This window comes from Pseudescherichia vulneris NBRC 102420 (assembly GCF_000759795.1).
Classification (GTDB): Bacteria; Pseudomonadota; Gammaproteobacteria; order Enterobacterales; family Enterobacteriaceae; genus Pseudescherichia; species Pseudescherichia vulneris.
In genome coordinates this window covers 195,514-220,862 of record NZ_BBMZ01000007.1, presented here as the reverse complement: position 1 = coordinate 220,862, position 25,349 = coordinate 195,514, and the positions used below count along the sequence as shown (strand labels likewise).

Below are 25,349 nucleotides of genomic sequence, written 5' to 3'. Positions count from 1 at the left end.
ATGACTCCCCTCCTCACCATTGATTCGCTTTCGGTCGCCTTCCGTCATCAGGACCAGCTGCGCACCGTGGTCAGCGATCTGTCGCTCCAGGTCGAGGCCGGTGAGACCCTGGCGCTGGTCGGCGAGTCCGGCTCCGGCAAAAGCGTGAGCGCCCTGTCGATCCTGCGCCTGCTCCCCTCCCCGCCCGTGGTCTACCCCAGCGGCGATATCCGCTTTCATGGCGAATCGCTGCTCCACGCCAGCGAGCAGATCCTGCGCGGCGTACGCGGGAATAAGATCGCCATGATTTTCCAGGAGCCGATGGTATCGCTTAACCCGCTGCATACCCTGGAGAAGCAGCTCTATGAGGTGCTCTCCCTGCATCGCGGCATGCGGCGGGAAGCGGCGCGCGCTGAGATCCTCACCTGTCTCGATCGCGTAGGGATCCGTAACGCCCGCACGCGGCTGGGCGATTTCCCCCATCAGCTCTCCGGCGGCGAGCGCCAACGAGTAATGATTGCCATGGCCCTGCTGACCCGCCCAGAGCTGCTTATCGCCGATGAACCTACCACCGCGCTGGACGTGGCGGTGCAGGCGCAAATTTTACAGCTGCTGCGCGAGCTGCGTGATGAGCTAAACATGGGCCTGCTGTTTATTACCCATAACCTCAATATTGTGCGCAGGCTGGCGGACAGCGTAGCGGTGATGCATAACGGCCGCTGCGTGGAGCAGAACCGGGCGGCAGCGTTGTTTAATGCCCCGCAGCACGCCTATACCCAGCGCCTGCTGAATAGCGAGCCAGCGGGTGCGCCGGTTCCGCTGCCGTCCGATGCCCCCCCGCTGTTGGAGGTGGATCGCCTCGGCGTCGCCTTCCCGCTGCGTAAGGGACTTTTTAAGCGCGTCGTCGGCCAGAAGCCGATAGTCAAGGATCTGAGCTTTACCCTGCGGGCAGGAGAAACCTTAGGCCTGGTGGGCGAGTCTGGCTCGGGCAAGAGCACCACAGGGCTGGCGCTGCTGCGCCTGATCGCCTCGCAGGGGACGATTAACTTTGACGGTCAGCCGCTGCATCAGTGGGCGCGGAAGCAGATGCTGCCGGTGCGTCACCGGATGCAGGTGGTTTTTCAGGATCCCAACTCCTCGCTTAACCCCCGCCTCGACGTGCAGCAGATTATTGAGGAGGGGCTGCGCGTGCATCAGCCTGCGCTGACCCCGCAGGCGCGCGAGGAGCGGGTGATTGCGGTGATGCAGGAGGTGGGTCTCGATCCTGACACTCGCCACCGCTATCCGGCAGAGTTCTCCGGCGGCCAGCGCCAGCGGATCGCCATCGCCCGGGCGCTCATTTTACAGCCGGAGCTGATCGTGCTGGATGAGCCCACCTCGTCGCTGGATCGCACCGTGCAGGCACAGATCCTCGCTCTGCTGAAGTCGCTGCAGGAGAAGCATCGGCTGGCCTATCTGTTTATCAGTCACGATCTGCAGGTGGTGCGGTCGCTGTGCCACCAGGTGATTATTTTACGGCAGGGGGAAGTGGTTGAGCAGGGAGAGTGCCAGCGCGTGTTTGCCGATCCGCAGAACGACTATACGCGCCAGCTGCTAGCGCTGAGCTAGCATTTAGAAAGGCGCAGTGGCAGTGCTGGCAAACGGCTCGGCAATCGCCACGCCAAAGTTTTTCAGGCGGCAGGTGGCAGCAAATTCATCCTGACGATTCACAAACAGGCACGGCTCGCCTTCACACTCCAGCACGGAGCAGTCGACTTCGATATCGTTTAGCGCCTGACTAAGCTTGTGCATCACCGGCCAGGCTTTATCGCCGTCCGGGCTCAGCAGTTTTAACGCCACCAGGCAGTTGTCACCGCTCTGGCCGTTAGAGGGGATCGGTTCGACTTGCGAGCCGGCAGCGCCTGCCAGCCAGCGGTAACTTTGGGGTAACCGATGCACAATAGAGAGATTTAAGCTATTCATGTTCTTCCCCGAAGCAATCACTTCACAATTCATTTACAACTATATTAACACATCATTGACATTTCTGCCTGTCACGACGCAGTAACCGCTTACATCCTTGAAATTACAAGGTTAGCAGCCTCATTATTAGGGTGGGTGGATGATGCCTTACCTCACCTTTTGGGGGTATATGTACCCGTTTCTGCGATCTAACTCAACCTTTTTAACTACAACAGTGTGACATTTACACAAATGGATTTTACATAAAAGAAACAAATGATAGCAATCTCACAATAGATTGTGATGATGTGTATCAATGAAGGGGCAGTTTTGCCCCTTAGAGAGAGACGCTAGCCGCGCTTAGGGCGGCTGGCGTAGAGATAGAAGAGAATGGAGCTGGTTGCGCAGAAGGCGATAGACCAGATCATCGGCCAGGCGCTGTTAAAGGTCGCCAGCGAGAGCAGCGCACCTACAATGGCACCGATACCAAAGCGGAACGTTCCCGCCAGCGACGAAGCGGTACCCGCCATGTGTGGAAACTCATCCAGAATCACCGCCATCGCGTTTGACGCCACCAGCGAGACGCAGCCAACAAAGGCGGCGACGCCCACTACCAGCGCCCAGAAGCCCACGTCAAACGCGGCACTCAGCACCATCCACAGTGCCATCACGAACTGGATCCACAGCCCGGCGCGGAACATCCTTAGCGCCCCCACCCGCCGCACAAATCGACCATTGATGATGGTCATGATAAACAGGAAGACGATATTCAGCGCGAAGTAGTAGCCAAAGTTCTGCGGCAGAACGTGGTTAAGCTCAATGTAGACAAAGGGCCCGGCGCTTAAGAACGAGAACATGCCCGCGAAGCTGAAACCGCTTGCAAGCATATAGCTCAGCACCCGCTTGTGGCGAAACAGCGTGGCGAAGTTACCCAGGGTGGTACGAATGTGAAACGGCTGACGTCGCTCCACCGGCAGCGTCTCGCTGATAAAGAAGAAGATCATCAGCGAGGCCAGCAGGGCGGCGATCGCCAGGATCCAGAAGATGGCGTGCCAGCTTAACCAGACCAGCACCGCACCGCCGATCATCGGGGCCAGCAGCGGCGCAACGGTGGTCACCAGCATGACAAACGACATCATCCGCGAGAACTCCTCTTTCGGATAGATATCGCGCATCAGGGCGTTGATCACTACGCTTGCTGCGGCCGCGGCCAGACCGTGGAAAAAACGCAGAGTAATGAGCTGATCGATACTCTGGGCCAGCGCACAGGCGCTCGCCGCCGCGGCAAAAATCAGGGTGCCGCCGAGGATCACCGGCTTACGGCCAATGCTATCCGCCATCGGACCGTAGAGCAGCTGACCCAGCGCAAAGCCAAGAATATAGGTGCTCAGGGTCATCTGGGCGCTACCGGCCGGAACGCCAAACTGCTGGGCAATCACCGGCAGCGCGGGCAGATACATATCGATCGAGAGCGGCATCAGCATGGCCAGCAGGCCAAGAATAAAGACAATGCGCAGGGAAGAGTGCTGCCTGGTGGTCACTACGGGCTCCTGGGATTTAGCGGGACGTTAAGCTAACGCTGGCGATCTCTTCTTCGGTCAACGGACGATACTCCCCCGGAGCCAGGTCAGCGTCGAGAATAATCTCTCCGATGCGCTCGCGGTGCAGGCCAACAACATGGTTACCTACCGCAGCAAACATGCGCTTAACCTGGTGGTAGCGCCCCTCGCTGATGGTCAGACGCACCTCGGTGGGGGTGATCACCTCCAGCACGGCGGGTTTGGTCAGATCGGGTTCGTTATGCAGCTGAACGCCTTTCGCGAACTGCGCAGCGGTGTCCTCGCTAACCGGGGACTCCAGCGTCACCAGGTAGGTTTTCTCGCAGTGGTGGCGCGGAGAAGTGATGCGATGTGACCACTGGCCGTCGTCGGTCATCAGCACCAGCCCGGTGGTGTCGATATCCAGCCTTCCGGCGGCGTGCAGCTTATGGGCTACCGGCTCGTCAAGGAAGTAGAGCACCGTCGGATGATCGGGATCGTCGGTGGAGCAGACGTACCCCTGCGGCTTGTGCAGCATAAAGTAGCGCGGGCCGGTCTGCTGTACGAGGGTATTGCCGTCGTACTCTACCTCGTGCTCGGGCAGAAGTTTGAAGGCGGCGTTTCTAACAATATCGCCATCCACGGTAACGCGGCTGCCGCGGATTTCACGCCCGGCAATAGCCCGGCTGACGCCGAGTTGCTGAGCGATAAACTTATCAAGTCGCATGAAGTCTTATTTGCCTGTAAAGAGTGCCGGAGTCGGACAAAAGTCCGAAAAAAAGAAGCAATTGTGAATCTCTCAGTATAACGGCCTGGCAGCAGCGCTCAAGCGAAAAAATCATGGCATACTATTACCAGACTAATGAACGCCGAGAGACAATGACCTTTACGCTACGCCCCTATCAACGTGATGCGGTAAACGCCACCCTCACCCACTTTCGCCATCGCCATGAGCCAGCGGTGATCGTCCTGCCTACCGGCGCGGGCAAAAGCCTGGTGATCGCCGAGCTTGCCCGCGTGGCCCGTGGTCGCGTTCTGGTGCTCGCCCACGTCAAAGAGCTGGTGGCGCAGAACCATGCCAAATATCTGGCGCTGGGGCTGGAGGCGGATATCTACGCCGCCGGGCTGAAGCGCAAAGAGAGCCACGGCAAGGTGGTGTTTGGCAGCGTGCAGTCGGTAGCCCGCAACCTCGACCACTTCCAAGGCGAGTTCTCCCTGCTGATCGTCGATGAGTGCCACCGCATCAGCGATGACGACGAGAGCCAGTACCGGCAGATCCTCACGCACCTCGCCCAGGTCAATCCCCGCCTGCGCCTGCTGGGCCTGACCGCCACGCCGTTCCGCCTCGGCAAAGGATGGATCTACCAGTTTCACTACCACGGGATGGTGCGCGGCAATGACAAGGCGCTGTTTCGCGACTGCATCTATGAGCTGCCGCTGCGCTATATGATCAAGCACGGCTACCTGACGCCTCCCGAGCGGCTGGATATGCCTATCGTGCAGTATGACTTTAGCCGTTTGCAGCCCCAGAGCAGCGGCCTGTTCAGCGAGGCGGATCTCAACCGCGAGCTGAAAAAGCAGCAGCGTATTACCCCGCACATCGTCAGCCAGATCGTCGAGTTTGCCGCCGAGCGCCAGGGGGTGATGATCTTTGCCGCCACCGTGGAGCATGCCCGGGAGGTCACCAGCCTGCTGCCCGCCGGCGAGGCTGCGCTGATCACCGGCGAGACGCCGGGTCCCGAGCGCGATGCGCTGATCGAGGAGTTCAAATGTAAGCGTTTTCGCTATCTGGTGAACGTTTCCGTGTTGACCACCGGCTTTGATGCGCCGCACGTCGATCTGATCGCCATTCTGCGCCCGACGGAGTCCGTCAGCCTCTATCAGCAGATTGTCGGCCGCGGCCTGCGTCTTGCGCCGGGTAAAACCGACTGTCTGATCCTCGACTATGCTGGTAACCCGCACGATCTCTATGCCCCGGAGGTCGGGGAGCCAAAAGGGAAAAGTGATAACGTGCCGGTGCAGGTTTTCTGCCCCGACTGCGGCTTTGCTAATACCTTCTGGGGCAAGATGGCCGCTGATGGCACCTTGATTGAACACTTTGGTCGCCGCTGCCAGGGCTTTTTTGAAGATGACGAGGGCCATCGGGAGCAGTGCAGCTACCGCTTCCGCTTTAAAAACTGTCCCCAGTGCAATGCCGAAAACGACATTGCCGCCCGCCGCTGCCGGGAGTGCAACACGGTGCTGGTGGATCCGGACGATATGCTGAAGGCCGCGCTGAAACTGAAGGATGCCCTGGTGCTGCGCTGCAGCGGCATGGATCTGCAGCACGGCGCAGACGATAAGGGCGAGTGGCTGAAGATCACCTACTACGATGAGGACGGGGCCGACGTCAGCGAGCGCTTCCGCCTGCATACCCCTGCCCAGCGCACCGCCTTTGAACAGCTCTTTATCCGCCCCCATACCCGCACCCCCGGCGTGCCGCTGCGCTGGATCGTGGCCGCCGATATCAAAGCCCAGCAGGCGCTGCTGCGTCACCCTGATTTTGTCGTAGCGCGGCTGAAGGGCCAATACTGGCAGGTGCGAGAGAAGGTGTTTGATTATGAAGGCCGCTTCCGTCGGGCAAACGAATTGCGCGGTTAGCGTACTTTTCGTTGAAGAAAAAGCGATTCAGGGCTACTATATCGCCCGCTTTACATCCGTAAAGCCAGAAATCTGCCTGCTGCTGGGTCGCCTGTAGCAGGAATTATTGAAGAGAAATTGATATGTTCACTATCGAAGCACAAGCACGTAAAGAGCAGGGTAAGGGTGCGAGCCGCCGCCTGCGTACCGCGAACAAGTTCCCGGCGATCGTTTACGGTGGCACTGAAGCCCCGATCGCTATCGAACTGGATCACGACAAAGTTATGAACATGCAGGCTAAAGAAGGTTTTTACGGCGAAGTTCTGACTCTGGTTGTTGACGGTACCGAAGTAAAAGTTAAAGTTCAGGCTGTACAGCGTCACCCGTACAAACCTAAACTGTCTCACATCGACTTCGTTCGCGCTTAATCGCAAACGTGTTGAAAAAAAACCCCGCTTCGGCGGGGTTTTTTGTTATTGCGGCTCCATCCTCGTTATTTTCCGGACGTTCTGCGCAGCAACTGATCGCGCAGGTTGGGCGGCGTCCCTTTGATGGTCAGGGTATCGGTGGCCGGATCCCAGAAAATACGCTCGCCGAGCAGCATCGCATCAAAGTTGATGGTTAACCCGCCGCCGCTACCAGCATACTTGGTCAGCTGACGCAGGGTGCTGCGATCCGCCGGGAAGCTCTCCTCCAGCTCGTAGCCTTTATCGGCGGTAAACTCCTGGAAGCTTACCTCGCTGACACCCCCCAGCTCTTTCGACAGCGACGCCAGCTCGATCTCCTCTCCCGCCTGTAGCTGCTCGTTACAGTAGCTATAGACCTGCTGACGCACGCTCTGGCGCTCGGCTTTATCGAGCTGCGCCTCGGCGGTAAAGTCATCCACCGCCTGTAACAGGCCACGGTTCTGCGCCTTGGCGTTTAATCCTTCGCTGGCCCCGAGGAAATCCATAAAGAAGTCGGCGACCTTGCGCCCTACCCTGCCCTTCAGGAAGGTCAGGTAGCGGGTCGACTCTGGATTGGTCTCCCACTCGGTGAGATCGATCCGCGCCACGATATCGGCATGGTTAATGTCGAGATAGTGGGTCGAGCTAATATCAAGCTGCTCGTTGACGCGCATGCTGCTGAGGTTGTTCAGCACCGCCACCAGCAGATACTCCACCGCCAGGTAGCGATAGTGGCAGAACAGCACGATACCGCCGTCGGCGAAGGGGTATTTTGCCAGCTCGTCGCGCAGGCGTCCGGTTGCCGCCCGGCTAAAGGCGAGGAAATCGTCGTTGCCCTGGCGCTGCTGGCGCAGCGTCTCGGCCAGCTCGCTCTCTTCGCTAAACAGACCGTAGGCTTTATTTTTTGCACTGTAGACCCGGTGCAGCTCGGCCATCATCTCTACAACGGTGGCCGTCGGCTCCAGTAATGAATCGCGCAGCACCAGCTCAAGGGTTTGCTCATCACGCTTGATAAGCTGGTGCAGGGCAATCTGGTTGATATCCAGACTCATGATAAACTCTCCTGTTAGACCGGCGGTATTCAACCACCGCAGAGGTAACAGCGCAACCAGAGATCAAACCAGAGATAAAAAAGCAGAAAAAAAGCTGTTGCTACGGTAATATGTTGCCCTTTCATAAAGAGACTGATTCTGATTTTATGCCACAGATTTCCCGTTATAGTGATGAACACGTTGAACAACTCCTGAGCGAGCTGGCGAACGTGCTGGAAAAACACAAGGTTCCGACCGATCTCTCCCTGATGGTGCTGGGAAACATGGTCACCAACCTGATCAACACCAGCGTTGCCCCGGCACAGCGGCAGGCTATTGCGAAATCCTTCGCTCAGGCGTTGCAGTCCTCCGTGGCTGACGATAAAGCGCATTAAGGACAACGACGGCATTTTATGGTGACTCATCGTCAACGCTACCGAGAAAAAGTCTCCCAGATGGTTAGCTGGGGGCACTGGTTTGCCCTGTTCAACATTCTGTTGGCCATGGTTCTTGGCAGTCGTTACCTGTTCGTCGCCGACTGGCCGACCACGCTTGGCGGCAGGATCTACTCCTGGCTGAGCGTCATCGGCCACTTCAGCTTTGTGGTGTTTGCCACCTATCTGCTGATCCTCTTTCCGCTGACCTTTGTGGTGATGTCGCAGCGGCTGATGCGTGCGTTCTCCGCCGTGCTGGCCACCATCGGCATGACGCTGCTGCTGATCGACAGCGAAGTCTTTACCCGTTTCCACCTGCACCTGAACCCCATTGTCTGGGAGCTGGTGATCAACCCGGACCAGAACGAGATGGCCCGCGACTGGCAGCTGATGTTTATCAGCGTGCCGGTGATCCTGCTGGTGGAGCTGCTGTTTGCCAATTGGAGCTGGCAGAAGCTGCGCAGCCTGACGCGCCGTCGTCGCTACGCCAAGCCGGTAGCCGCCCTGTTCTTTACCGCCTTTATCGCGTCGCACCTGACCTATATCTGGGCCGATGCGAACTTCTACCGGCCGATCACTATGCAGCGCGCCAACCTGCCGCTCTCCTACCCGATGACCGCACGCCGGTTCCTGGAGAAGCACGGCCTGCTGGATGCGCAGGAGTATCAGCGTCGGCTGGTTGAACAGGGGAACCCGGAGGCGGTTTCGGTGCAGTATCCGCTGAGCGATCTGCGCTACCGCGATATGGGGCCGGGTCAGAACGTGCTGCTGATCACCGTCGACGCGTTGAACTATTCGCGCTACGAAAAAGAGATGCCGTCGCTGGCAGGCTTTGCCGCTGAAAACATCACCTTTACCCAGCATATGAGCGCCGGTAACGATACCGATAACGGCCTGTTCGGCCTGTTCTACGGTATCTCCCCTTCCTATATGGACGGGGTGCTGTCGGCACGTATTCCGGCGGCGCTGGTGACCGCGCTTAATCAGCAGGGCTATCAGCTGGGCCTCTTCTCCTCGGACGGCTTCAGCAGTTCGCTCTATCGCCAGGCCCTGCTCTCTGACTTCTCTCTGCCCGCCGCCAAGGCGCAGTCCGATAAGCAAACCGCCGATCAGTGGATTAACTGGCTGGATCGCTACGCGCAGGAAGATAACCGCTGGTTCTCGTGGGTGTCGTTTAACGGCACGTCGCTGGATACTGTGCGGCAGGACGGTGACCGCCGCTATGCTCAGGCCGCAGGTAACGTCGATGCGCAGATAGCGCGCGTGCTGACCGCCCTGCGCGATGCGGGCAAGCTGGATAAAACGGTGGTGATCGTCACCGCAGGCCACGGCGTTACCACTGAGAACAGTGAAATGGACGAGGGCTGGTCACGGGGCGATCTGCACGTGCCGCTGGTGATCCACTGGCCGGGTACGCCTGCTCAGCGCATCAGCAAGTTGACCGATCATAAAGATGTCATGACTACCCTGATGCAGCGCCTGCTGCACGTCAGCACCCCGGCAAACGAATACTCGCAGGGCCAGGATCTATTTAACGCTGCGCGCCGCCATAACTGGGTGACCGCCGCGGATAATAACACGCTGGCGGTCACCACGCCGGAGATGACGCTGGTACTGAAGCATAACGGCACCTATCAGACCTACAATCTGAAAGGCGAGAAGATAGGCGACCAGAAGCCGCAGCTCAGCCTGCTGCTCCAGGTGCTGACGGATGAAAAACGCTTTATCGCTAACTGATTGATTAATTATAAATCAGTCAGCCTATAGCCCCTTGCAATCGGTGGTGAAAAGGGTACTATTAGCGCCACAGATCGGCACGTAGCGCAGCCTGGTAGCGCACCGTCATGGGGTGTCGGGGGTCGGAGGTTCAAATCCTCTCGTGCCGACCAAAAAACTCCAGAAGAACCAGCCTCTTACGGCTGGTTTTTTTATGCCTGTCATCCACCACGTAACGCCCCCACAGCGCCGCCTATTAATAGTGCATTTTCTAATTGCCTTCTATCCCTCATGCTGACATTGAGAAATTGCTGTTACCCCTATCGAGTGCTTACTATTGTGAGGTAATAAACTATGTCATGGGATAATGTCTCCTCAGTTTATACTATTAAGATTTGGACAGACTACTCTGACTCCACGCAGGGACATCTGTTTGTCAACGATAATCATCAACTGAAATTATATGTTGGGATCGATTTTACACTAAATGCAGGTACGACAGAGGGTCCTGGGGACGATGAAGTACGCAACGCAATAACACTCATTAATAATATGGATGGCGGGCCACTGAAGTATCTCACCATCGTAGATGAGAACCGTTATACCGCAGTTTATGACCCCTATCATACTCAAGCCGTTGACCAGGACGACACGAGCATTGTAGATAATGGCGTCTATGATAATGTGATTACTTATTATGTTTCCAGCCCATCCTCAGTGAATGCTGAAACCTTTTCTGAAAACGTGGCCCTGACCCTTGAATACCATGGTACAAGCAGTGATGGCACCGCAAAAGATATCTTTGTAGATACCTCGGCAGTAGCAGATAAAGGCGGTTTTGCAACATACGCTTCTGTCGTGTGCTACCCGGAAAAACTCTATGGCAATAAAGGGCAAAACCGCACCTGCATTACCAATAGTTCAACAGAAATATCTGGCTCTGAAATAGATGACAACTTTGATCACTCGGAAGATAAATTTAAGGTATACTGGTTTAACATTGACGACCCCTATTTTAAAATATTTTATTTTGATGGCGGCAACGAATCAATTGATAACACCCCATTAAACCCATACTATATTTATAAAGAGATTGCTTCTACCCAGTGGGATAAGATCTATAACGCCTTTTTCCCTAATGTTCAGTGTGGTGAAAAAACTTATGATGCCACTATTAAAGTTCAGTCTGATTTAAACCATGAATATATCCTTGAAGAAAAAATCACAGTCAACCAAAAACCAAATCAGATTATATTCCTCACTTCCTATATGACGGTAAAAAGGCTTAAAAACTACACGAGCGTAGACAAACAAATTTATTTAAATGTTTACGACCAGTTTGGTAACAGTGCTTATGTCGTTGCTTTTTCCAACGCTGATGATGCTCTTGTTAAAAGTGTGAGCTGAATATTAATTCTATTTTTGAGAGGTAATATTATGTCATGGGATAACGTAACATCCGTTTACTCTGTAAAAATCTGGACTGATAATCCGGATACCACGCAAGCTTACCTGTTTGCCAACGGCAACCATCAGGTTAAACTCACCATCAGGTTAGTTTTTAACATTATTGATGCAAATCAGCCTGGCCCTACGCAAGATGAGTGCAAAGCCGCAGTAAGCCTTGTCGATTATCAAACCGGTGCAGACCTGTCTTTTCTTAAGGTTGGGGATAAAGGTGCATATACCTATGTTTATCAGGAAAACAGGCCTACTGAGGTGAAACCTCTTCCTGAAGAGGATAATCCAACGGCCACCAGTCCCAAAAGCGGCAGCTATGAATTTGACCTGTATGTTTCAAGCGACAGCACAATAAATGCCAATTATGCATCTGAGAATGTTGCGCTGTTTATCTCTTTTATAGACGCCAGCGGCACCGAAATAAAATATAACACGACATCCACTGGTAAACCAAGCTATGTTGCGGTGAAAGTATATCCACCGAAAAAATATGGTATGGCACAATCGAACGTGACACCAATTATTCTTTATGAACACGATAGTAACCCACATTATACAATAGACAATTATGACATGGTTACTACTGATGATGTAAAATATCTAATAATTTATGCTTTAAGAATTGATGACCCGTATTTTAAAATTACTCATTTTGAGACACCCGGTACGGCCTTATCACCCAGTGCATTCCGTCAAATCATAATAAGCAATGACAGTTCAGCATCTAAGTATGTATATCATTTAGTTCAAGGTTACCTACCTACTGAAAATAATGTAAATAGGAAAGGTAATTCTTACACCACTAGATTAGGTATATCAGCTTATAGTTCTAATAGTACAGCTAACGTAGCTGAATATTATGTTGATGTATATCAGATGCCTGGTGTAATAATTTTTGCTAATGTTGAAGTAGACATAAAATGGGAAGTTTCTGGTGCTGCTGGTGATCTTGTCAAATCTAGTGATAGCGCCAAACTTACCGTTTTCGATCAATTTGGCAATCACGCCAACGTTGAAGTAGGTGCTGGCAATGACTATGCTCTCACCATTTCAAGCGTTACCTGATTTGTTTAACTGAATATAAAGTAAAACTGTCCTGGCCCAACGCCCAGGGCAGACCTACCAGCACCTTCGGTATCACATGATCAAGTGCGGCAGATACCATCGATAAGCGAACATAATCCCGCGTTTCAGAGATCCTATAAAAAACCAACCGCTTAAGTTGGTTTTTTATGCCTGTCATCCACCCCGTAACGTCCCCCCACAACGCCGCCTATTAATAGTGCATTTTCTAATCGTCTTCTATCACTCATGCTGAAGTTGAGAAATCGTTGTTACCCCTGTCGAATGCTTACTATTGCGAGGTCATAAATTATGTCATGGGATAATATCCGTTCAGTTAACACAATTAGGATTTGGACAGACTACTCTGACTCCACGCAGGGTCACCTGTTTGTCAACGATAATCATCGGCTGAAATTATATGTGGGGATCATTTTTGATCTAATTGAAGGAACTACAGAGGGCCCTACCGACGATGAAGTACGCAGCGCAATAACACTCGTTAATAATATGGATGCCGGGCCACTGAAATATCTGACCATTGTAGATGGGAACCGTTATACCGCAGTCTATGACCCCTATCATGCTCAGGCTGTTGACACGGATGATGCGAGTGATGTAGATGATGGCGTCTATAATAATGTGCTTACTTATTATGTTTCCAGCCCATCTTCAGTGAATGCTGAAACCTTTTCTGAAAACGTGGCCCTGACCCTTGAATACCATGGTACAAGCAGTGATGGCACCGCAAAAGATATCTTTGTAGATACCTCGGCAGTAGCAGATAAAGGTGGTTTTGCAACATACGCTTCTGTCGTGTGCTACCCGGCTAAGCTTTATGGTAATAAAGGTGAAAACCGTACATGCATTACCTATTCCAGTACTGAAGTGGCCGAGGATGATTGCTGGGATGTAGATGATGGTCACTATAAGCATGATAACGATCAGTTTCATGTCATCCGATTTTATATAGACGACCCCTATTTTAAACTTTTCTATTTTGATGGCTGCACTGAGCCAGATTCAAGCGTGGTACATAATCCTTACTACCGATATCGGGAGTATATTCAAGGTAACCCGCAATATGACCACCTTTATAATGCTTTTTTCCCAAATGTAAGATGCAATAATTCTGAGCTGACGTTAGATTTTGACACTAAAATAGCGGTCCGCCCCGATGAAGATGGCATGATTGCCGTTACTGAGAATATTACCGTTCACCAGCAGCAAAACCAGATTACTTTTCTTGGTGCGAGAACAACAGTAAAAAGCTGTGACATTATCGATAAAAGCACCTACGTTTATCTCCGAGTTTATGACCAGTTCGGGAACAATGCCTATGTCGTCGCTTTTTCCAACGCTGATGATGCTCTTGTTAAAAGTGTGAGCTGAATATTAATTCTATTTTTGAGAGGTAATATTATGTCATGGGATAACGTAACATCCGTTTACTCTGTAAAAATCTGGACTGATAATCCGGATACCACGCAAGCTTACCTGTTTGCCAACGGCAACCATCAGGTTAAACTCACCGTCAGGTTAGTTTTTAACATTATTGATGCAAATCAGCCTGGTCCTACGCAAGATGAGTGTAAAGCCGCAGTAAGCCTCATCGATTATCAAACCGGTGCAGACCTGTCTTTTCTTAAGGTTGGGGATAAAGGTGCATATACCCATGTTTATCAGGAAAACAGGCCTGCTGAGGTGAAACCTCTTCCTGAAGAGGATAATCCAACGGCCACCAGTCCCAAAAGCGGCAGCTATGAATTTGACCTGTATGTTTCAAGCGACAGCACAATAAATGCCAATTACGCAGCTGAAAAAGTTGCGCTGTTTATCTCTTTTATAGACGCCAGCGGCACAGAAATAACAACTAATACGACATCCACTGGTAAACCAAGCTATGTTTCGGTGAATGTCTATCCGCCTAAGAAATATGGCAAGTCTGGTTCAGCATCAACGCCTGTCGTTATAAAATTGAAAGATGATAAACTTTCGTATAATTACGACTATTCACATAGCGTTGATGATCTAACCGTCAGCGCCTGGAGTTTGAGAATTGATGATAGCTATTTTAGAATTGTTAATTTTCAGGCGGCAAGCGGCGTTCAATCAAATGAGCCTTTCTATCGACATGGGGACAATGTTGCGGCAGGAGGTATCGCTTATGATGAAGATTGGGAAACAAAAGAAACTTTTGTTCCTACTGAAAATAAAGTAAATCAAGGCCACCTCGCTTATGACTCTACCCTTGAAATAATCTATGACGATGCGGGAAAATATTTTTTCAAAATAACTGTCACTGTACATCAAGAAGCAAACGAGATAATTTTCATTAACTTCTATGCTGTTATCAAACCGCCTAGTGACTCGGGTTTTGACAACAAAACGGATACTGCCTCACTGTCAGCTTACGATCAATTTGGCAATAAATTTACTGTTGAAGTGAGTAATAATGGTAGTGGACTTCAAATTAACAACGTTACGTGAAGTAAAGCCATTGATATGTAGAGCTGCGCTGGCCCAACGGCCAGCGCAGTTTCTATAAATCAAGCCAAATCTGTCACCGCCTCAATCTCAACCTGCGACTGCTTCTGCTTTTGCACTTTCGGCACAGCAACGACATCACCTATCGACGGCTGCTCATAGGTTAGGCCCAATACGTCACTGGTCTGCTGCAATACGCGCTGGGTCGCTTCGACGTTGCCATTGAGCTGCGTGCCGAAGCTTGGGATCATCTCCTTCAGCTTCGCCTGCCATGTGGGCGAAGCGAACTGCGCTGTAAAGACCTTCTTCATTAGCTCCAGCATGATCGGTGCGGCGGTAGAGGCCCCCGGCGATGCGCCAAGCAGTGCGGCAATGGTGCCCTGCTGGTCGCTTACCACTTCGGTACCGAGGCGCAGCACCCCGCCCAGGAGCGGATCGCGCTTGATGATCTGCACTCGCTGCCCCGCCTGCCACAGACGCCACTCCTCTTTCTTCGCCTGCGGATAGTACTCCCGCAAGGCGGCAAAGCGCGCGTCGTCGCTCTGAAGCACCTGCCCTACCAGATACTTCACCAGGCTAAAGTTGGTCAGCCCCACCTTCACCATCGGCATCAGGTTAGACGGCGTGGTTGAACGCGGCAGATCCCATAGGGAGCCGTTCTTGAGGAACTTGGTGGAGAAGGTAGCGAACGGTCCGAATAGCAGCACGCGCTTGCCGTTAAGGATGCGGGTATCAATATGCGGAACCGACATCGGCGGCGCGCCAACCGATGCCTGGCCATAGACCTTCGCCAGATGGCGATTCACCACCTCTGGATTGTCCGATACCAGGAACTGGCCGCCTACCGGGAAGCCAGCGAAATCACGCGCTTCCGGGATCCCCGACTCTTGTAACAGTTTCAGCGCCGCGCCGCCTGCGCCGATAAAGACAAACTTCGCCACAATGGTGCGCGTGCTGCGGGGATGATTAACGTCGGCAACGGTCACCGCCCAGCGACCGTCGGCGTTGCGCTTGATGGCACGCACTTCGGTGCTGAGGTTAAGGGAGAAGCTGTCGCTTTTCTGTAGGGAGGCCACCAGCTGACGGGCGATCTCACCGAAGTTAACGTCCGTCCCCAGCTCGGTGCGGGTGGCGGCAATTTTCTGCCTGGCGTCACGCCCTTCCATCACCAGCGGGGCCCAGCGTTTGATCTGCGCGTGGTCTTCGCTGTAGCGAATGCCGCTGAAGAGGTTGCTCTGCTGAAGCGCAGCGTAGCGGGCGCGCAGGAAGTTCACGTTCTCTTCGCCCCACACAAAGCTCATGTGCGGCACGGTGTTAATAAAGGAGCGGGGATTGTTCAGCACGCCCACTTTCACCTGATGCGCCCAGAACTGGCGGGAGAGGTGAAACGCCTCATTGATCTCAACGGCTTTCTCAATGCTTACGCTGCCGTCAGCCTTCCGCGGCGTGTAGTTCAGTTCCATTAATGCAGCGTGCCCGGTGCCGGCGTTGTTCCAGCCCTCGGAGCTCTCCTTTGCGACTTCATCCAGGCGTTCAATCATGGTCATCGACCACGTTGGTTCCAGCGCCTGCAGATAGGTTCCCAGCGTAGCGCTCATAATGCCGCCACCCAGGAGGAGTACATCAGTTTCTCGCTTCTTCGCCGCAGTGGCCTTCCCTGTCCGTGAGGCAGCGCGACTACCCGTAGCCACAGAAGAGAGCACGGCACGCATTTTTTTCATAATGATAATGCCCTACAATTAGTACTGCTTTATTGGAATTTATTGGAGTGAAATTACCCGGACAACTAACCTACCACCCTCATCCGAGAATTTAAATATTGTTGAGATAGTACACAGCAAGTTGATAGATGTTAACAAAAAGTTAGATTTTTATAACGGCTATGACAAAAAAACTGGTATCTCCTGCGCCGCGCCGCTACTATTCTTCGCTTTGCTACACTGCACACTTTCCGTCCGCTTTGACTCTGTGAAATTCTATGCCTGATGCCCAAAAAGCTTTAACTCCTGTACAAGCGGGAAGCGTTGCCACGGTGTTGCGCTCGCCGTCCCTGCTAATGCGTGAAACTCTGGCGGGGGTGATGACCGCCCTGGCGCTGATCCCGGAAGTGATCTCCTTCTCGGTGATCGCAGGCGTCGACCCGACCGTGAGCCTGATCGCCTCCGTGGTGCTCTGCCTGGGCATGTCCTTCCTTGGGGGCCGCCCGGCGATGGTCACGGCTGCCGCAGGCTCCGTGGCGCTGGTGATCGGCCCGATGGTGCACCAGCACGGCGTGGAGTACATCCTGCCCGCCGTTTTACTGGCCGGGGTGATACAGATTGTCTTTGGCCTGACGGGGATGGCGCGCCTGATGCGCTTTATTCCGCACACCGTCATGACCGGCTTTGTTAACGCCCTCGGGATCCTGATCTTCTTTGCGCAGGTGCCCCACTTCTGGACCCGCGATCCGCTGATCCTGGGGCTGTTTGTCCTGACGATCCTGATTGTGCTCTGGCTGCCGAAGGTGCTGAAGAGCATTCCCTCCCCGCTGGTCGCCATCGTGGTGCTGACCCTGTTTACCGTCTTCTCCGGGCAGATCCTGCCGGTGGTGGGCGATGAAGGTCCGATGCAGGGTGGCCTACCCGGCCTGACCCAGTGGCTGGTGCCGCTCAACCTGTCCACGCTGAGCATCATCTGGCCCTGCGCGCTGAGCATCGCCTTTGTCGGCTTGATGGAGTCGCTGCTGACAGCGAAGCTGGTGGACGATCTCACCGAAACGCCGTCAAACAAGGGCCGCGAGAGCGCGGGTCTTGGCATCGCTAACATTCTGGCGGGCTTTTACGGTGGGATTGCGGGCTGCGCGATGATCGGCCAGACCATTGTCAACGTTGAGATGGGTAAAGGGCGCAGCCGCGTCTCGACCGTCGCGGCGGGGCTGGTGTTGCTGCTGCTGGTCACCGCGCTGAGCAACGTGATGGCGAAGATCCCAATGGCGGTGCTGGCCGGGATCATGGTGATTGTGGCAGTGAAGACCTTCAACTGGCACAGCATTCAGCCTGCGCAGCTCAAACGCGCCCCGGTAGCCGAGACGCTGGTGATGCTGGTAACGGTGATTGCCACCGTCACCACCGGGAACCTGGCGATTGGCGTCGTAGCCGGCGTAGCGCTGATGTTCCTGCTGCCCCCGGTCTTTAACCGTAAAAAACGCGCTACAGCAGAAAAATCGTCGCCAGACCCAGAAAAATAAAGAAGCCGCCCGTGTCCGTCAGGGCGGTGATCATCACGCTGGAGCCGACCGCCGGGTCGCGCCCCAGCCGTACCATGATCATCGGGATCAGCACCCCCATGGTGGCGGCCAGCAGCAGGTTTAGCACCATCGCCAGGGTCATCACCCCGCCGAGGGCCATGTCGTCATAGAGCCACCAGGTCACGCCGCCCATAATCCCGCCCCACACCAGGCCATTGATCAGCGCTACGCCCAGCTCACGGAAGATGAGAAAACGGTAGTTCCCCGGTTGAATATTCTGTAGCGCCAGCGCGCGCACGATCATGGTGATGGTCTGGTTGCCGGTATTGCCGCCGATTCCGGCGACGATAGGCATCAGCGAGGCCAGGGCCACCAGCTGGGAGATGGTATGCTCGAAGCCATCGATTACCCGTGAGGCGATAAAGGCGGTGCAAAGGTTGATCGCCAGCCACGCCCAGCGGTTCTTGACCGCTTTGCCGACCGGGGCAAAAACATCCTCCTCCGGGCTGAGACCGCCCATCAGCCGCATGTCGTTATCGCTCTCCTCGTACACCACGTTAACGATCTCATCGATGGTCACGCGTCCCAGCAGCTTGCCGTCGGGGTTGACCACCGGCGCACTCACCAGGTTGTCACGCTCAAAGGTGCGGGCGGTCTTCTCGGCATCGTCATGGGGCGAGAAGGTGACGGGATCGGCCTCCATCACCTCGCTAACCAGCGTCTGGGTATCATTGAGCAGGATGGTTTGCAGCGGCAGCTCGCCCAGCAGCAGCGCATCGCGATCGGTCACAAACAGCTTATCGGTGTTCTGCGGCATGCTGCCGAGGCGATGCAGATAGCGCTGCACCGTCTCCAGGGTGACGTCCGGGCGGACGGTGATCACCTCAAACTCCATCAGCGCACCCACGCTGTTCTGCTCGTAGCTCATCACCTGATGCACGCGAGCACGATCGTCCGGCGGCAGCGAGGCCACCAGCCGCCCGGTCAGGTTACGCGGCAGGCGCTTAACCAGATAGATCTGCTCGTCGATATCCAGCCCGCGCAGCGCCTCCAGCAGCGCCTTGTCGCTCATCTCCTCGATCAGATCCTCGCGCACGCTGTCCGAGGCCTCCAGCAGGATGTCGCCGCGCTTGAGATCGTCAACCAGACGCCACAGCGCCCGGCGCTCCTCGGTGGGCAGCGCCTCCAGCGTATCCGCCAGGTCCGGGGCCGGGAGATGGGAGACCAGCACGCCAACTTCGGCAATATCATCATTTAGCGCGCTGCCGTCGAACTGCTCAACCAGGGTCAGCTTGCCGAGGATCTGCGAGGTGATGGCGCTGTTGGTATTCAACAGCCAGATGAGGCGCGCCCGCTCCTCGTCGCGAAGGCGGGCGCTATTTTTAGGGGTGGCGGACATTAACGACTCCTTATCCTTTATCCTTATGCGGTGCGTGAAACGGCGTCGCGGGACGCGAGCGTTCGTTCTTCTCCTGTCAGCTCTGAGAGTACGCCACTGCGCATCTCCAGCAGACGATCGGCATGTATAAAGTAGTGGTCGTCGTGACTAATAGCAAAAATGGTTTTGCCTTCGGCCTGCATCAGCGGCAGGATCGTCTGGTAAAACTCGCGGCGGAAGTGCGGATCCTGATCGGCGGCCCACTCATCCAGCAGGATGATATCGCGCTCCTCTGCCAGCGCCAGCAGCAGGGCCACGCGCTTCTTCTGCCCTTTCGACAGCTTGAGGTTAAGGATCTTGCCGTTATCCAGCTCCAGCTTGTGGGTCATCTTCAGCTGCGCCAGCCATCTGTCGACGATAGCCGGATCCGCCTGCTTCCCTTGCGGGCCAATCAGCTGATCAAACAGCCAGACGTCGGTAAACACTGCCGAGAAGAGCTTGCGGTAGTCCTCTTCACGCCCGGCGGCCAGCGGCTGGCCGTCGATCAGAATGGTGCCCGACACCGGCTGATAGAGACCGGTCAGCAGCATCGCCAGGGTTGATTTCCCGCTGCCGTTGCCGCCGATCAGGAACACCAGCTCGCCGCGCTTCAGGGTCAGATTAATCGGCCCAACGGAGAAAGCGCCCTCCTGATAGGTAAAGGTAACGTCGCGCAGCTCCAGGGTCTGCCAGCCGCTAAAGGCGGTCGGGCGTGGGAACGCAGGGTTATAGGGCGCAAGCGAGAACTGCTTAAGCTTGTTGAACGCCACCTGGGCGCTGAGCAGGGTCGGCAGCGCCCCCACCGCCGACAGCAGCGGCGTGCGCAGGAACAGCACGGTCAGGGAGAAGGTTGCCGCGACGTTGGTATCCGCCCAGCCAAGGCCGTTAGCCATCCAGAACACCAGGCCAATCGCCCCCAGCATCATGATGTTTGACCAGTTAACCGCGCTGAGGTGGAAAGTATCGGCGCGAATAATATGGTGGCGATATTCTTGGGCATCCGGCAGGTAGGCGTTGTTAAAGATCGCCTCGGCACGCTCGCGGTTGAGGGTCAGCTCTTTACGCCCCTCCAGCACCGTCTGATAGTCATGGTGCAGCTTGTCTTCGGTTTCACGCAGTCTCGCTAAATGCTTATAGACCCGCGACACCAGCACAAAGCCGCCCCAGATGGTGATCGCCATCCACAGGGCGGTGACCAGCAGCATTTTGCCAGAGAGCCAGCCCAGGTAGGCGGCCGATCCGGCGGTGAGGATGATCCCCTGCACCAGCTCCGGCAGACGCACAAAGGCGATGGTGATGTTACGCACGTCGCTGGTCAACGCGGCCAGCAGCGCGGCGTTGCCTAACTGCTCCACGCGCTCTACCTGGGTGTCGAGGATGCGCTTGATGAACTCGCCCCGCAGGCGATAGACAAAGTGATGGCCGAGCGCGGTCAGCGCCAGCTGCGAGCCGAGGGTCACCGCCATCAGCAGCAGCAGCAGGCCGAGAAACTCCGGCAGTACCGTCAGGGAGATATCCACATTCTCGATGAGCCGCGCGTTGATAAAGGCAATGAGGCCGATGCCAAGCGCCGCGCTGAGCAGGGTCAACAGGATGACGGCAATAAAAGGCCAGCGGTACTGCCGCCAGACAAGAAGAAGAAGTTCCATGAGAGCGATCCGGCAAGAAAAATCAGCCCGCAGTGTAAACTGCTGTTGCTCCGAATCAAGAATAATTCTGATTTATATTCTTAATTACCTGCCCGGCGGAAGGTTAAGTTATAGCGGCATTCCCCGGTCGCGGGATGCTGACCTGGCTTAAGCGGTTGTATGCCGTGGTAGAAGAGCCGGGACGGGCCGCCCCACACCACCACGTCGCCATGCTCCAGCAGCAGGCGCTTGAGCGGATCGCTGCGTCGGCTGCCGCCGAACTGGAAAACAGCAGGCAGGCCCAGCGAGACCGAAACGATGGGCGCTTGCAGATCCGGCTCGTCTTTATCCTGATGCAGAGAGAGCTTAGCTCCCGGCAGGTAGCGGTTGATGAGGCAGGCATCCGGCTGAAAATCGCTGTAGCCTGCCGCCGCCGACGCGTGCTGACACAGCGAGGCAAAGGTGGAGGGCATAGCAGGCCACGGCTGGCCGGTGAGCGGATCGCCGGGTGCATAGCGGTAGCCGCGCGCGTCGGTCGTCCAGCCCAGGCGGCCACAGTTGGTCATCGCCACCGACATGGTATAGCCGCCGGGGGTGACCATCTGGCGAAACGGCGACTGGCTGGCGACTGCGTTGATGTCGGCCAGCAGCGCATCGGCGTCGGCAAAGGCAAAGCGACGCAGGATGGTGGCCCCCGGCGCGAGTGGCTCCTGCCAGGGTTCAGCATCGGCAAACAGATCGAGCATTATGACTCCTCTTTTAACGACTCGCGCGCCAGCAGCTGTGCCTTGCGCGCAGCTCCCCAGCGGTAGCCAGAGAGCATGCCATCCCCACGCACCACGCGATGACAGGGGATCACGATCGCCAGGCGGTTAGCCGCACAGGCGCTGGCTACGGCGCGGATCGCCTGCGGCTTGCCGATGGCGCTGGCAACAGTGCGATAGCTGACGGTCTCCCCTGCCGGGATCGCCTGCAGCGCCTGCCAGACCTGCATCTGAAATGCGGTGCCGCGCAGATCCAGCGGCAGGGCCAGCGGGCGGGCGGGATTTTCAATCGTCGTCACCACCTCGGCAACGCGGGTACTAAATTCAGCGTCGTCCTGCATAAGCTGAGCCTGCGGGAACATCGTGTGCAGCTCGGCGGTGAGCAGTGAGTCGCAGTCGGCCAGCAGGATCGCGCAGATGCCGCGCTCGCTCTCGGCTACCAGGCAGCGGCCCAGCGTAGAGTGCGTTAACGCATAGCGAATCGCCGTCCCCTCCCCGCCCTGACGATACTGGCGAGCCGTCATACCCAGCGACGCATCCGCCTTGCGGTAGTAGCTGCCGCTGTCCGGGAAACCGGCGGCCAGTACCGCATCGGTAATGGTTGCGCTGTGGGGCAGCGCGCTGCGCAGGCGCTTCGCCCGGGCGGCCTGCTGCCAGGCTTTGGGCGTCATGCCGGTAGCGGCTTTAAACTGGCGGTGAAGATGGTACGGGCTAAGGCCCACATGTTGCGCCAGCATCTCCAGGGTTATCGGCGTCTCCTGCTCCAGCAGACGGCAGGCGGCGGTAATTTTTTGCGCCAGGCTGTGCTTGTCTGCGGGTCTGTCAGGCTGGCAGCGCTTGCAGGGACGAAACCCTGCCTGCTGCGCCGCCTGTGCATCGGGAAAGAAGCGCACGTTTTCGCGCAGGGCGTGACGCGCCCGACACGAGGGGCGGCAAAAGATGCCGGTGGTCATGACGGCAAAGACGAAGCGATCGTCCACGTCCGCGCGCCGCTCGAGCACCGCCTGCCAGCGGTGCTCGTCTTCAATAAAGGTTGTTACGCTCATATCAGGCTCCTCTATTTAGCTTAGCCCGACTATGCCCTGGGGCCAGGCTACCTTCACCTGAAATCTTGCGCTTTAATTTTATTTGCTCTGCAAAAAGGCGGCAAACTGCGGCGACATCCAGGGCGTAAAGGTATCCCCCTCTTTGGTGATCATATAGATCGCCAGCCCCTCACGCATCGCCACCTCGCGAGCCTTCTGCGGGCCCAGCACCATCAGGCCGGTATCCCACGTATCGGCCTCCAGCGCCGTCGGGGCGATCACCGTCACTGACACCAGGTTATGATCGATAGGATGCCCGGTATGCGGATCGATAACGTGTGACAGGCGTTTGCCGTCCAGCTCATAGTAGTTGCGGTAGCTGCCGGAGGTGCTAATGCCGTGTCCATTAATGTCCACCACCGCCTGCACCGCGTTCTCACGGTCGGTCGGCTTCTGGATCGCCACTCGCCAGGGTTTGCCTTCACCGTTCATACCCCTGCTCACCAGCGCGCCGCCTACCGACACCAGATAGCGCGGGATCCCCTCCTCCTCCATCAGCCGCGCCAGGTGATCGGCTGCGTAGCCCTCGCCCACCGTGGAGAGATCGACATAGAGGTCGGGAATATCCTTCTGCAAAAACTGCTGCCCGGCCTGATAAGAGACCGCCAGGTGTTGCAGGCCCACGCGCATTTTTGCTGCCTCAATCTGCGCTGGCGTCGGCGTCGTATTGGGCTGTTTATCCGGGCCAAACCCCCACAGGTTAACCAGCGGGCCTATGGTGATGTCCATGGCGCTGTCGGTTTTGATGCCAATACGCAGCGCGAGGGTAACAATGTCTGCCATCGCGGCGTCAACCGGCCACGGCGTGGTGCTGGTGGAGGCGTTAAAGCGGCTCAGGGCTGAGTCGCTCTTCCAGGTCGAGAGCAGCATGTCATCAGCGTCGAGCTGGGCGGTGATTTTTTCCCGTAGGGCATCGGTCTCGGCTTTATCCCTATCTACAACGCTGACGCGCCAGGAGGTGCCCATGGTTTTGCCTTCCAGCACGGTAACGGCAGCGCCAGGCTGCGGCGCGGGCGGCGTCGGATCGCAGCCGGTGAGGATCAGGGTAAGCGCCAGCAGGGCGGCGCGAAAAAAAGTGGTATCCATAGCAATGATTCCCTTACGCAATGCGCGCAAGCGTACACCAAAAGTGTGTCTGTCCAGAAAAGAATCGATAAAAAAAGGGGCCAGCGCGGCCCCTTCATGCACGTATGTATGTAACGACTTAGAACTGGTAAACCAGACCCAGAGCTACGATATCATCGGTGCTAACACCAGCCTGGCGGGTGAAGTCGTTGTCATCCAGCAGGTTGATTTTGTAGTCAACGTAGGTAGACATGTTTTTGTTGAAGTAGTAAGTCGCGCCAACGTCGACGTACTCCAGCAGATCCTGGTTGCCGTAGTCAGGGCCACCGACACCGTTGCCGTTGATGTCTTTACCTTCAGACTTCAGGTAAGCAATGGACGGACGCAGGCCGAAGTCGAACTGATACTGAGCAACCACTTCGAAGTTCTGCGCTTTGTTAGCGAAACCGTATGCAGGCTGATCATCACCACGAGAACCGAAACGGGTTGCGTTGTAGGTCTGGGAGTACTGTGCTGCCAGGTACAGGTTATTCGCGTCGTATTTCAGACCGCCGGTGTAAACGGTAGCACGGTCGCCGTCGCCATAGACGCCATCTGCGTTCTGGTCAGCCGTACGCTTAGAGGTAGTGATCGCACCACCCACGCTGAAGCCTTCGCCCATATCATAGGTCAGAGAGCCGCCGTAGCCGTCGCCGTTCTGGCGCAGGAGGCTACGACCGCCAGATTCGTCTTCGCCGCTGACGCTGCCGTTTTTGCCCTGGTACTGCAGAGCAAAGTTCAGGCCGTCAACCAGGCCGAAGAAGTCGGTGCTGCGGTAGGTCGCCACGCCGTTCGCGCGGGACTGCAGGAAGTTGTCGGCACCGTAGGTGTCGCCGCCGAACTCAGGCAGAACGTCGGTCCAGGCAGTAACGTCATAGGTTACGCCGTAGTTACGACCGTAGTCGAAAGAGCCCGCATCGCCGAATTTCAGACCAGCAAACGCCAGACGGGTCCAGGACTGGTTTTCGCTTTCAGCGGTGTTGCCCTGCACCTGGTATTCCCACTGGCCGTAGCCGGTGATCTGGTCGTTAACCTGGGTTTCGCCTTTGAAGCCGAGACGCATGTAGGTCTGGTCGCCATCGCTACCGTCGTCATCAGAGAAATAGTGCAGGCCGTCAACTTTACCGTAGAGGTCTAATTTGTTGCCGTCTTTGTTGTAAATTTCAGCCGCATTCGCTGCGCCTGCTACCAGCAGAGCCGGTACCAGGAGGGACAGTACTTTAACTTTCATGTTATTAACCCTCATTTATATGCTTTTTATAGTTGCCACTGCTTACTGATTGAGCGTCAAATCAGTCGGCTCAGCCATTCTCCTAAAAAATACAGAATAATCCAACAAGAAAATGCTACTAAAACTTTTAATATGTTTCAGGGAGGGTGATAGGTGTTTCATTTTGTAAATTTTGGGGAA

21 protein-coding genes and 1 tRNA gene are annotated in these 25,349 nt (G+C 55.6%); 11 read left to right on the top strand and 11 right to left on the bottom strand.

The genetic code is table 11. The features are described from left to right. A complete protein-coding gene (gene yejF, locus EV102420_RS05050) occupies positions 1-1,587 on the top strand; it encodes a microcin C ABC transporter ATP-binding protein YejF (protein WP_042389666.1) in 1,587 nt (528 codons plus the stop codon). A 3-nt stretch (positions 1,588-1,590) separates the two neighbouring features. Here yejF and EV102420_RS05045 read toward each other — a convergent pair whose 3' ends face one another. The 3 genes from EV102420_RS05045 to rsuA form a co-directional block, all read right to left on the bottom strand. Beyond that, positions 1,591-1,941 carry a YejG family protein gene (locus EV102420_RS05045; RefSeq protein WP_042389664.1) on the bottom strand — a complete coding sequence of 117 codons (351 nt, stop codon included), beginning with the start codon at positions 1,939-1,941 and terminating at the stop codon, positions 1,591-1,593. 329 nt (positions 1,942-2,270) lie between these two features. Then, entirely contained in the window at positions 2,271-3,461 is a 1,191-nt protein-coding gene (locus EV102420_RS05040; RefSeq protein ID WP_042389662.1) for a Bcr/CflA family multidrug efflux MFS transporter, read from the bottom strand. 16 nt (positions 3,462-3,477) lie between these two features. Next, positions 3,478-4,185 carry a 16S rRNA pseudouridine(516) synthase RsuA gene (gene rsuA / locus EV102420_RS05035; protein ID WP_042389660.1) on the bottom strand — a complete coding sequence of 236 codons (708 nt, stop codon included), beginning with the start codon at positions 4,183-4,185 and terminating at the stop codon, positions 3,478-3,480. A 152-nt stretch (positions 4,186-4,337) separates the two neighbouring features. Here rsuA and radD point away from each other — a divergent pair, with 152 nt between their 5' ends. Beyond that, complete coding sequence (gene radD / locus EV102420_RS05030; protein ID WP_042389658.1) at positions 4,338-6,098, top strand: DNA repair helicase RadD; 1,761 nt, start codon at positions 4,338-4,340, stop codon at positions 6,096-6,098. Positions 6,099-6,220: 122 nt separating this feature from the next. After that, entirely contained in the window at positions 6,221-6,505 is a 285-nt protein-coding gene (gene rplY / locus EV102420_RS05025; RefSeq protein ID WP_042389657.1) for a 50S ribosomal protein L25, read from the top strand. Between the two features lie 65 nt (positions 6,506-6,570). Here the strand turns inward: rplY and yejK are convergent, their stop codons facing one another. After that, on the bottom strand, positions 6,571-7,575 hold the full coding sequence (gene yejK, locus EV102420_RS05020) for a nucleoid-associated protein YejK (RefSeq protein WP_042389654.1): 1,005 nt from the start codon (positions 7,573-7,575) through the stop codon (positions 6,571-6,573). Positions 7,576-7,721: 146 nt separating this feature from the next. On the opposite strand from yejK, the gene EV102420_RS05015 reads away from it, so the two are divergent. The 7 genes from EV102420_RS05015 (at position 7,722) to EV102420_RS04985 (ending at position 14,717) form a co-directional block, all read left to right on the top strand. After that, positions 7,722-7,949, top strand: a complete 228-nt coding sequence (locus EV102420_RS05015) for a YejL family protein (protein ID WP_042389941.1) — start codon at positions 7,722-7,724, stop codon at positions 7,947-7,949. A gap of 18 nt (positions 7,950-7,967) precedes the next feature. Further along, positions 7,968-9,725 carry an LPS biosynthesis-modulating metalloenzyme YejM gene (gene yejM, locus EV102420_RS05010; protein WP_042389652.1) on the top strand — a complete coding sequence of 586 codons (1,758 nt, stop codon included), beginning with the start codon at positions 7,968-7,970 and terminating at the stop codon, positions 9,723-9,725. 75 nt (positions 9,726-9,800) lie between these two features. Beyond that, positions 9,801-9,877: transfer RNA gene (locus EV102420_RS05005), tRNA-Pro, on the top strand. Positions 9,878-10,058: 181 nt separating this feature from the next. Continuing rightward, complete coding sequence (locus EV102420_RS05000; protein WP_042389651.1) at positions 10,059-11,111, top strand: hypothetical protein; 1,053 nt, start codon at positions 10,059-10,061, stop codon at positions 11,109-11,111. Positions 11,112-11,141: 30 nt separating this feature from the next. Beyond that, entirely contained in the window at positions 11,142-12,230 is a 1,089-nt protein-coding gene (locus EV102420_RS04995) for a hypothetical protein (RefSeq protein WP_042389650.1), read from the top strand. Positions 12,231-12,539: 309 nt separating this feature from the next. After that, positions 12,540-13,619 carry a hypothetical protein gene (locus tag EV102420_RS04990; protein WP_042389649.1) on the top strand — a complete coding sequence of 360 codons (1,080 nt, stop codon included), beginning with the start codon at positions 12,540-12,542 and terminating at the stop codon, positions 13,617-13,619. 30 nt (positions 13,620-13,649) lie between these two features. Further along, positions 13,650-14,717: a hypothetical protein gene (locus EV102420_RS04985; protein ID WP_042389648.1), complete on the top strand. Its 1,068-nt coding sequence runs from the start codon at positions 13,650-13,652 to the stop codon at positions 14,715-14,717. Between the two features lie 59 nt (positions 14,718-14,776). On the opposite strand, the gene mqo is transcribed toward EV102420_RS04985, so the two are convergent. Continuing rightward, entirely contained in the window at positions 14,777-16,435 is a 1,659-nt protein-coding gene (mqo, locus tag EV102420_RS04980) for a malate dehydrogenase (quinone) (protein ID WP_042389646.1), read from the bottom strand. A 257-nt stretch (positions 16,436-16,692) separates the two neighbouring features. On the opposite strand from mqo, the gene EV102420_RS04975 reads away from it, so the two are divergent. Continuing rightward, on the top strand, positions 16,693-17,940 hold the full coding sequence (locus tag EV102420_RS04975; protein WP_042389642.1) for a SulP family inorganic anion transporter: 1,248 nt from the start codon (positions 16,693-16,695) through the stop codon (positions 17,938-17,940). On the opposite strand, the gene mgtE is transcribed toward EV102420_RS04975, so the two are convergent. From mgtE to EV102420_RS04945, 6 genes are all read right to left on the bottom strand, one after another. Then, positions 17,903-19,339: a magnesium transporter gene (gene mgtE / locus EV102420_RS04970; protein WP_042389640.1), complete on the bottom strand. Its 1,437-nt coding sequence runs from the start codon at positions 19,337-19,339 to the stop codon at positions 17,903-17,905. The genes EV102420_RS04975 and mgtE overlap by 38 nt on opposite strands. Before the next feature lie 23 nt (positions 19,340-19,362). Next, the gene (locus EV102420_RS04965; protein WP_042389638.1) at positions 19,363-21,006 is read right to left on the bottom strand and encodes a multidrug ABC transporter permease/ATP-binding protein; all 1,644 of its coding nucleotides are present in this window, start codon (positions 21,004-21,006) and stop codon (positions 19,363-19,365) included. Between the two features lie 80 nt (positions 21,007-21,086). Further along, positions 21,087-21,731 (bottom strand): DNA oxidative demethylase AlkB, encoded by a 645-nt coding sequence (alkB, locus tag EV102420_RS04960; RefSeq protein WP_042389637.1) that lies wholly within the window; start codon positions 21,729-21,731, stop codon positions 21,087-21,089. Beyond that, positions 21,731-22,795, bottom strand: coding sequence for a bifunctional DNA-binding transcriptional regulator/O6-methylguanine-DNA methyltransferase Ada (ada, locus tag EV102420_RS04955; protein WP_042389635.1), 1,065 nt, complete (start codon positions 22,793-22,795; stop codon positions 21,731-21,733). Before ada ends, alkB begins: the two co-directional genes overlap by 1 nt. Positions 22,796-22,873: 78 nt before the next feature. Next, complete coding sequence (gene apbE, locus EV102420_RS04950; protein ID WP_042389633.1) at positions 22,874-23,920, bottom strand: FAD:protein FMN transferase ApbE; 1,047 nt, start codon at positions 23,918-23,920, stop codon at positions 22,874-22,876. Positions 23,921-24,038: 118 nt separating this feature from the next. After that, a complete protein-coding gene (locus EV102420_RS04945; RefSeq protein ID WP_042389630.1) occupies positions 24,039-25,169 on the bottom strand; it encodes a porin OmpC in 1,131 nt (376 codons plus the stop codon). Positions 25,170-25,349 lie beyond the last annotated feature (180 nt).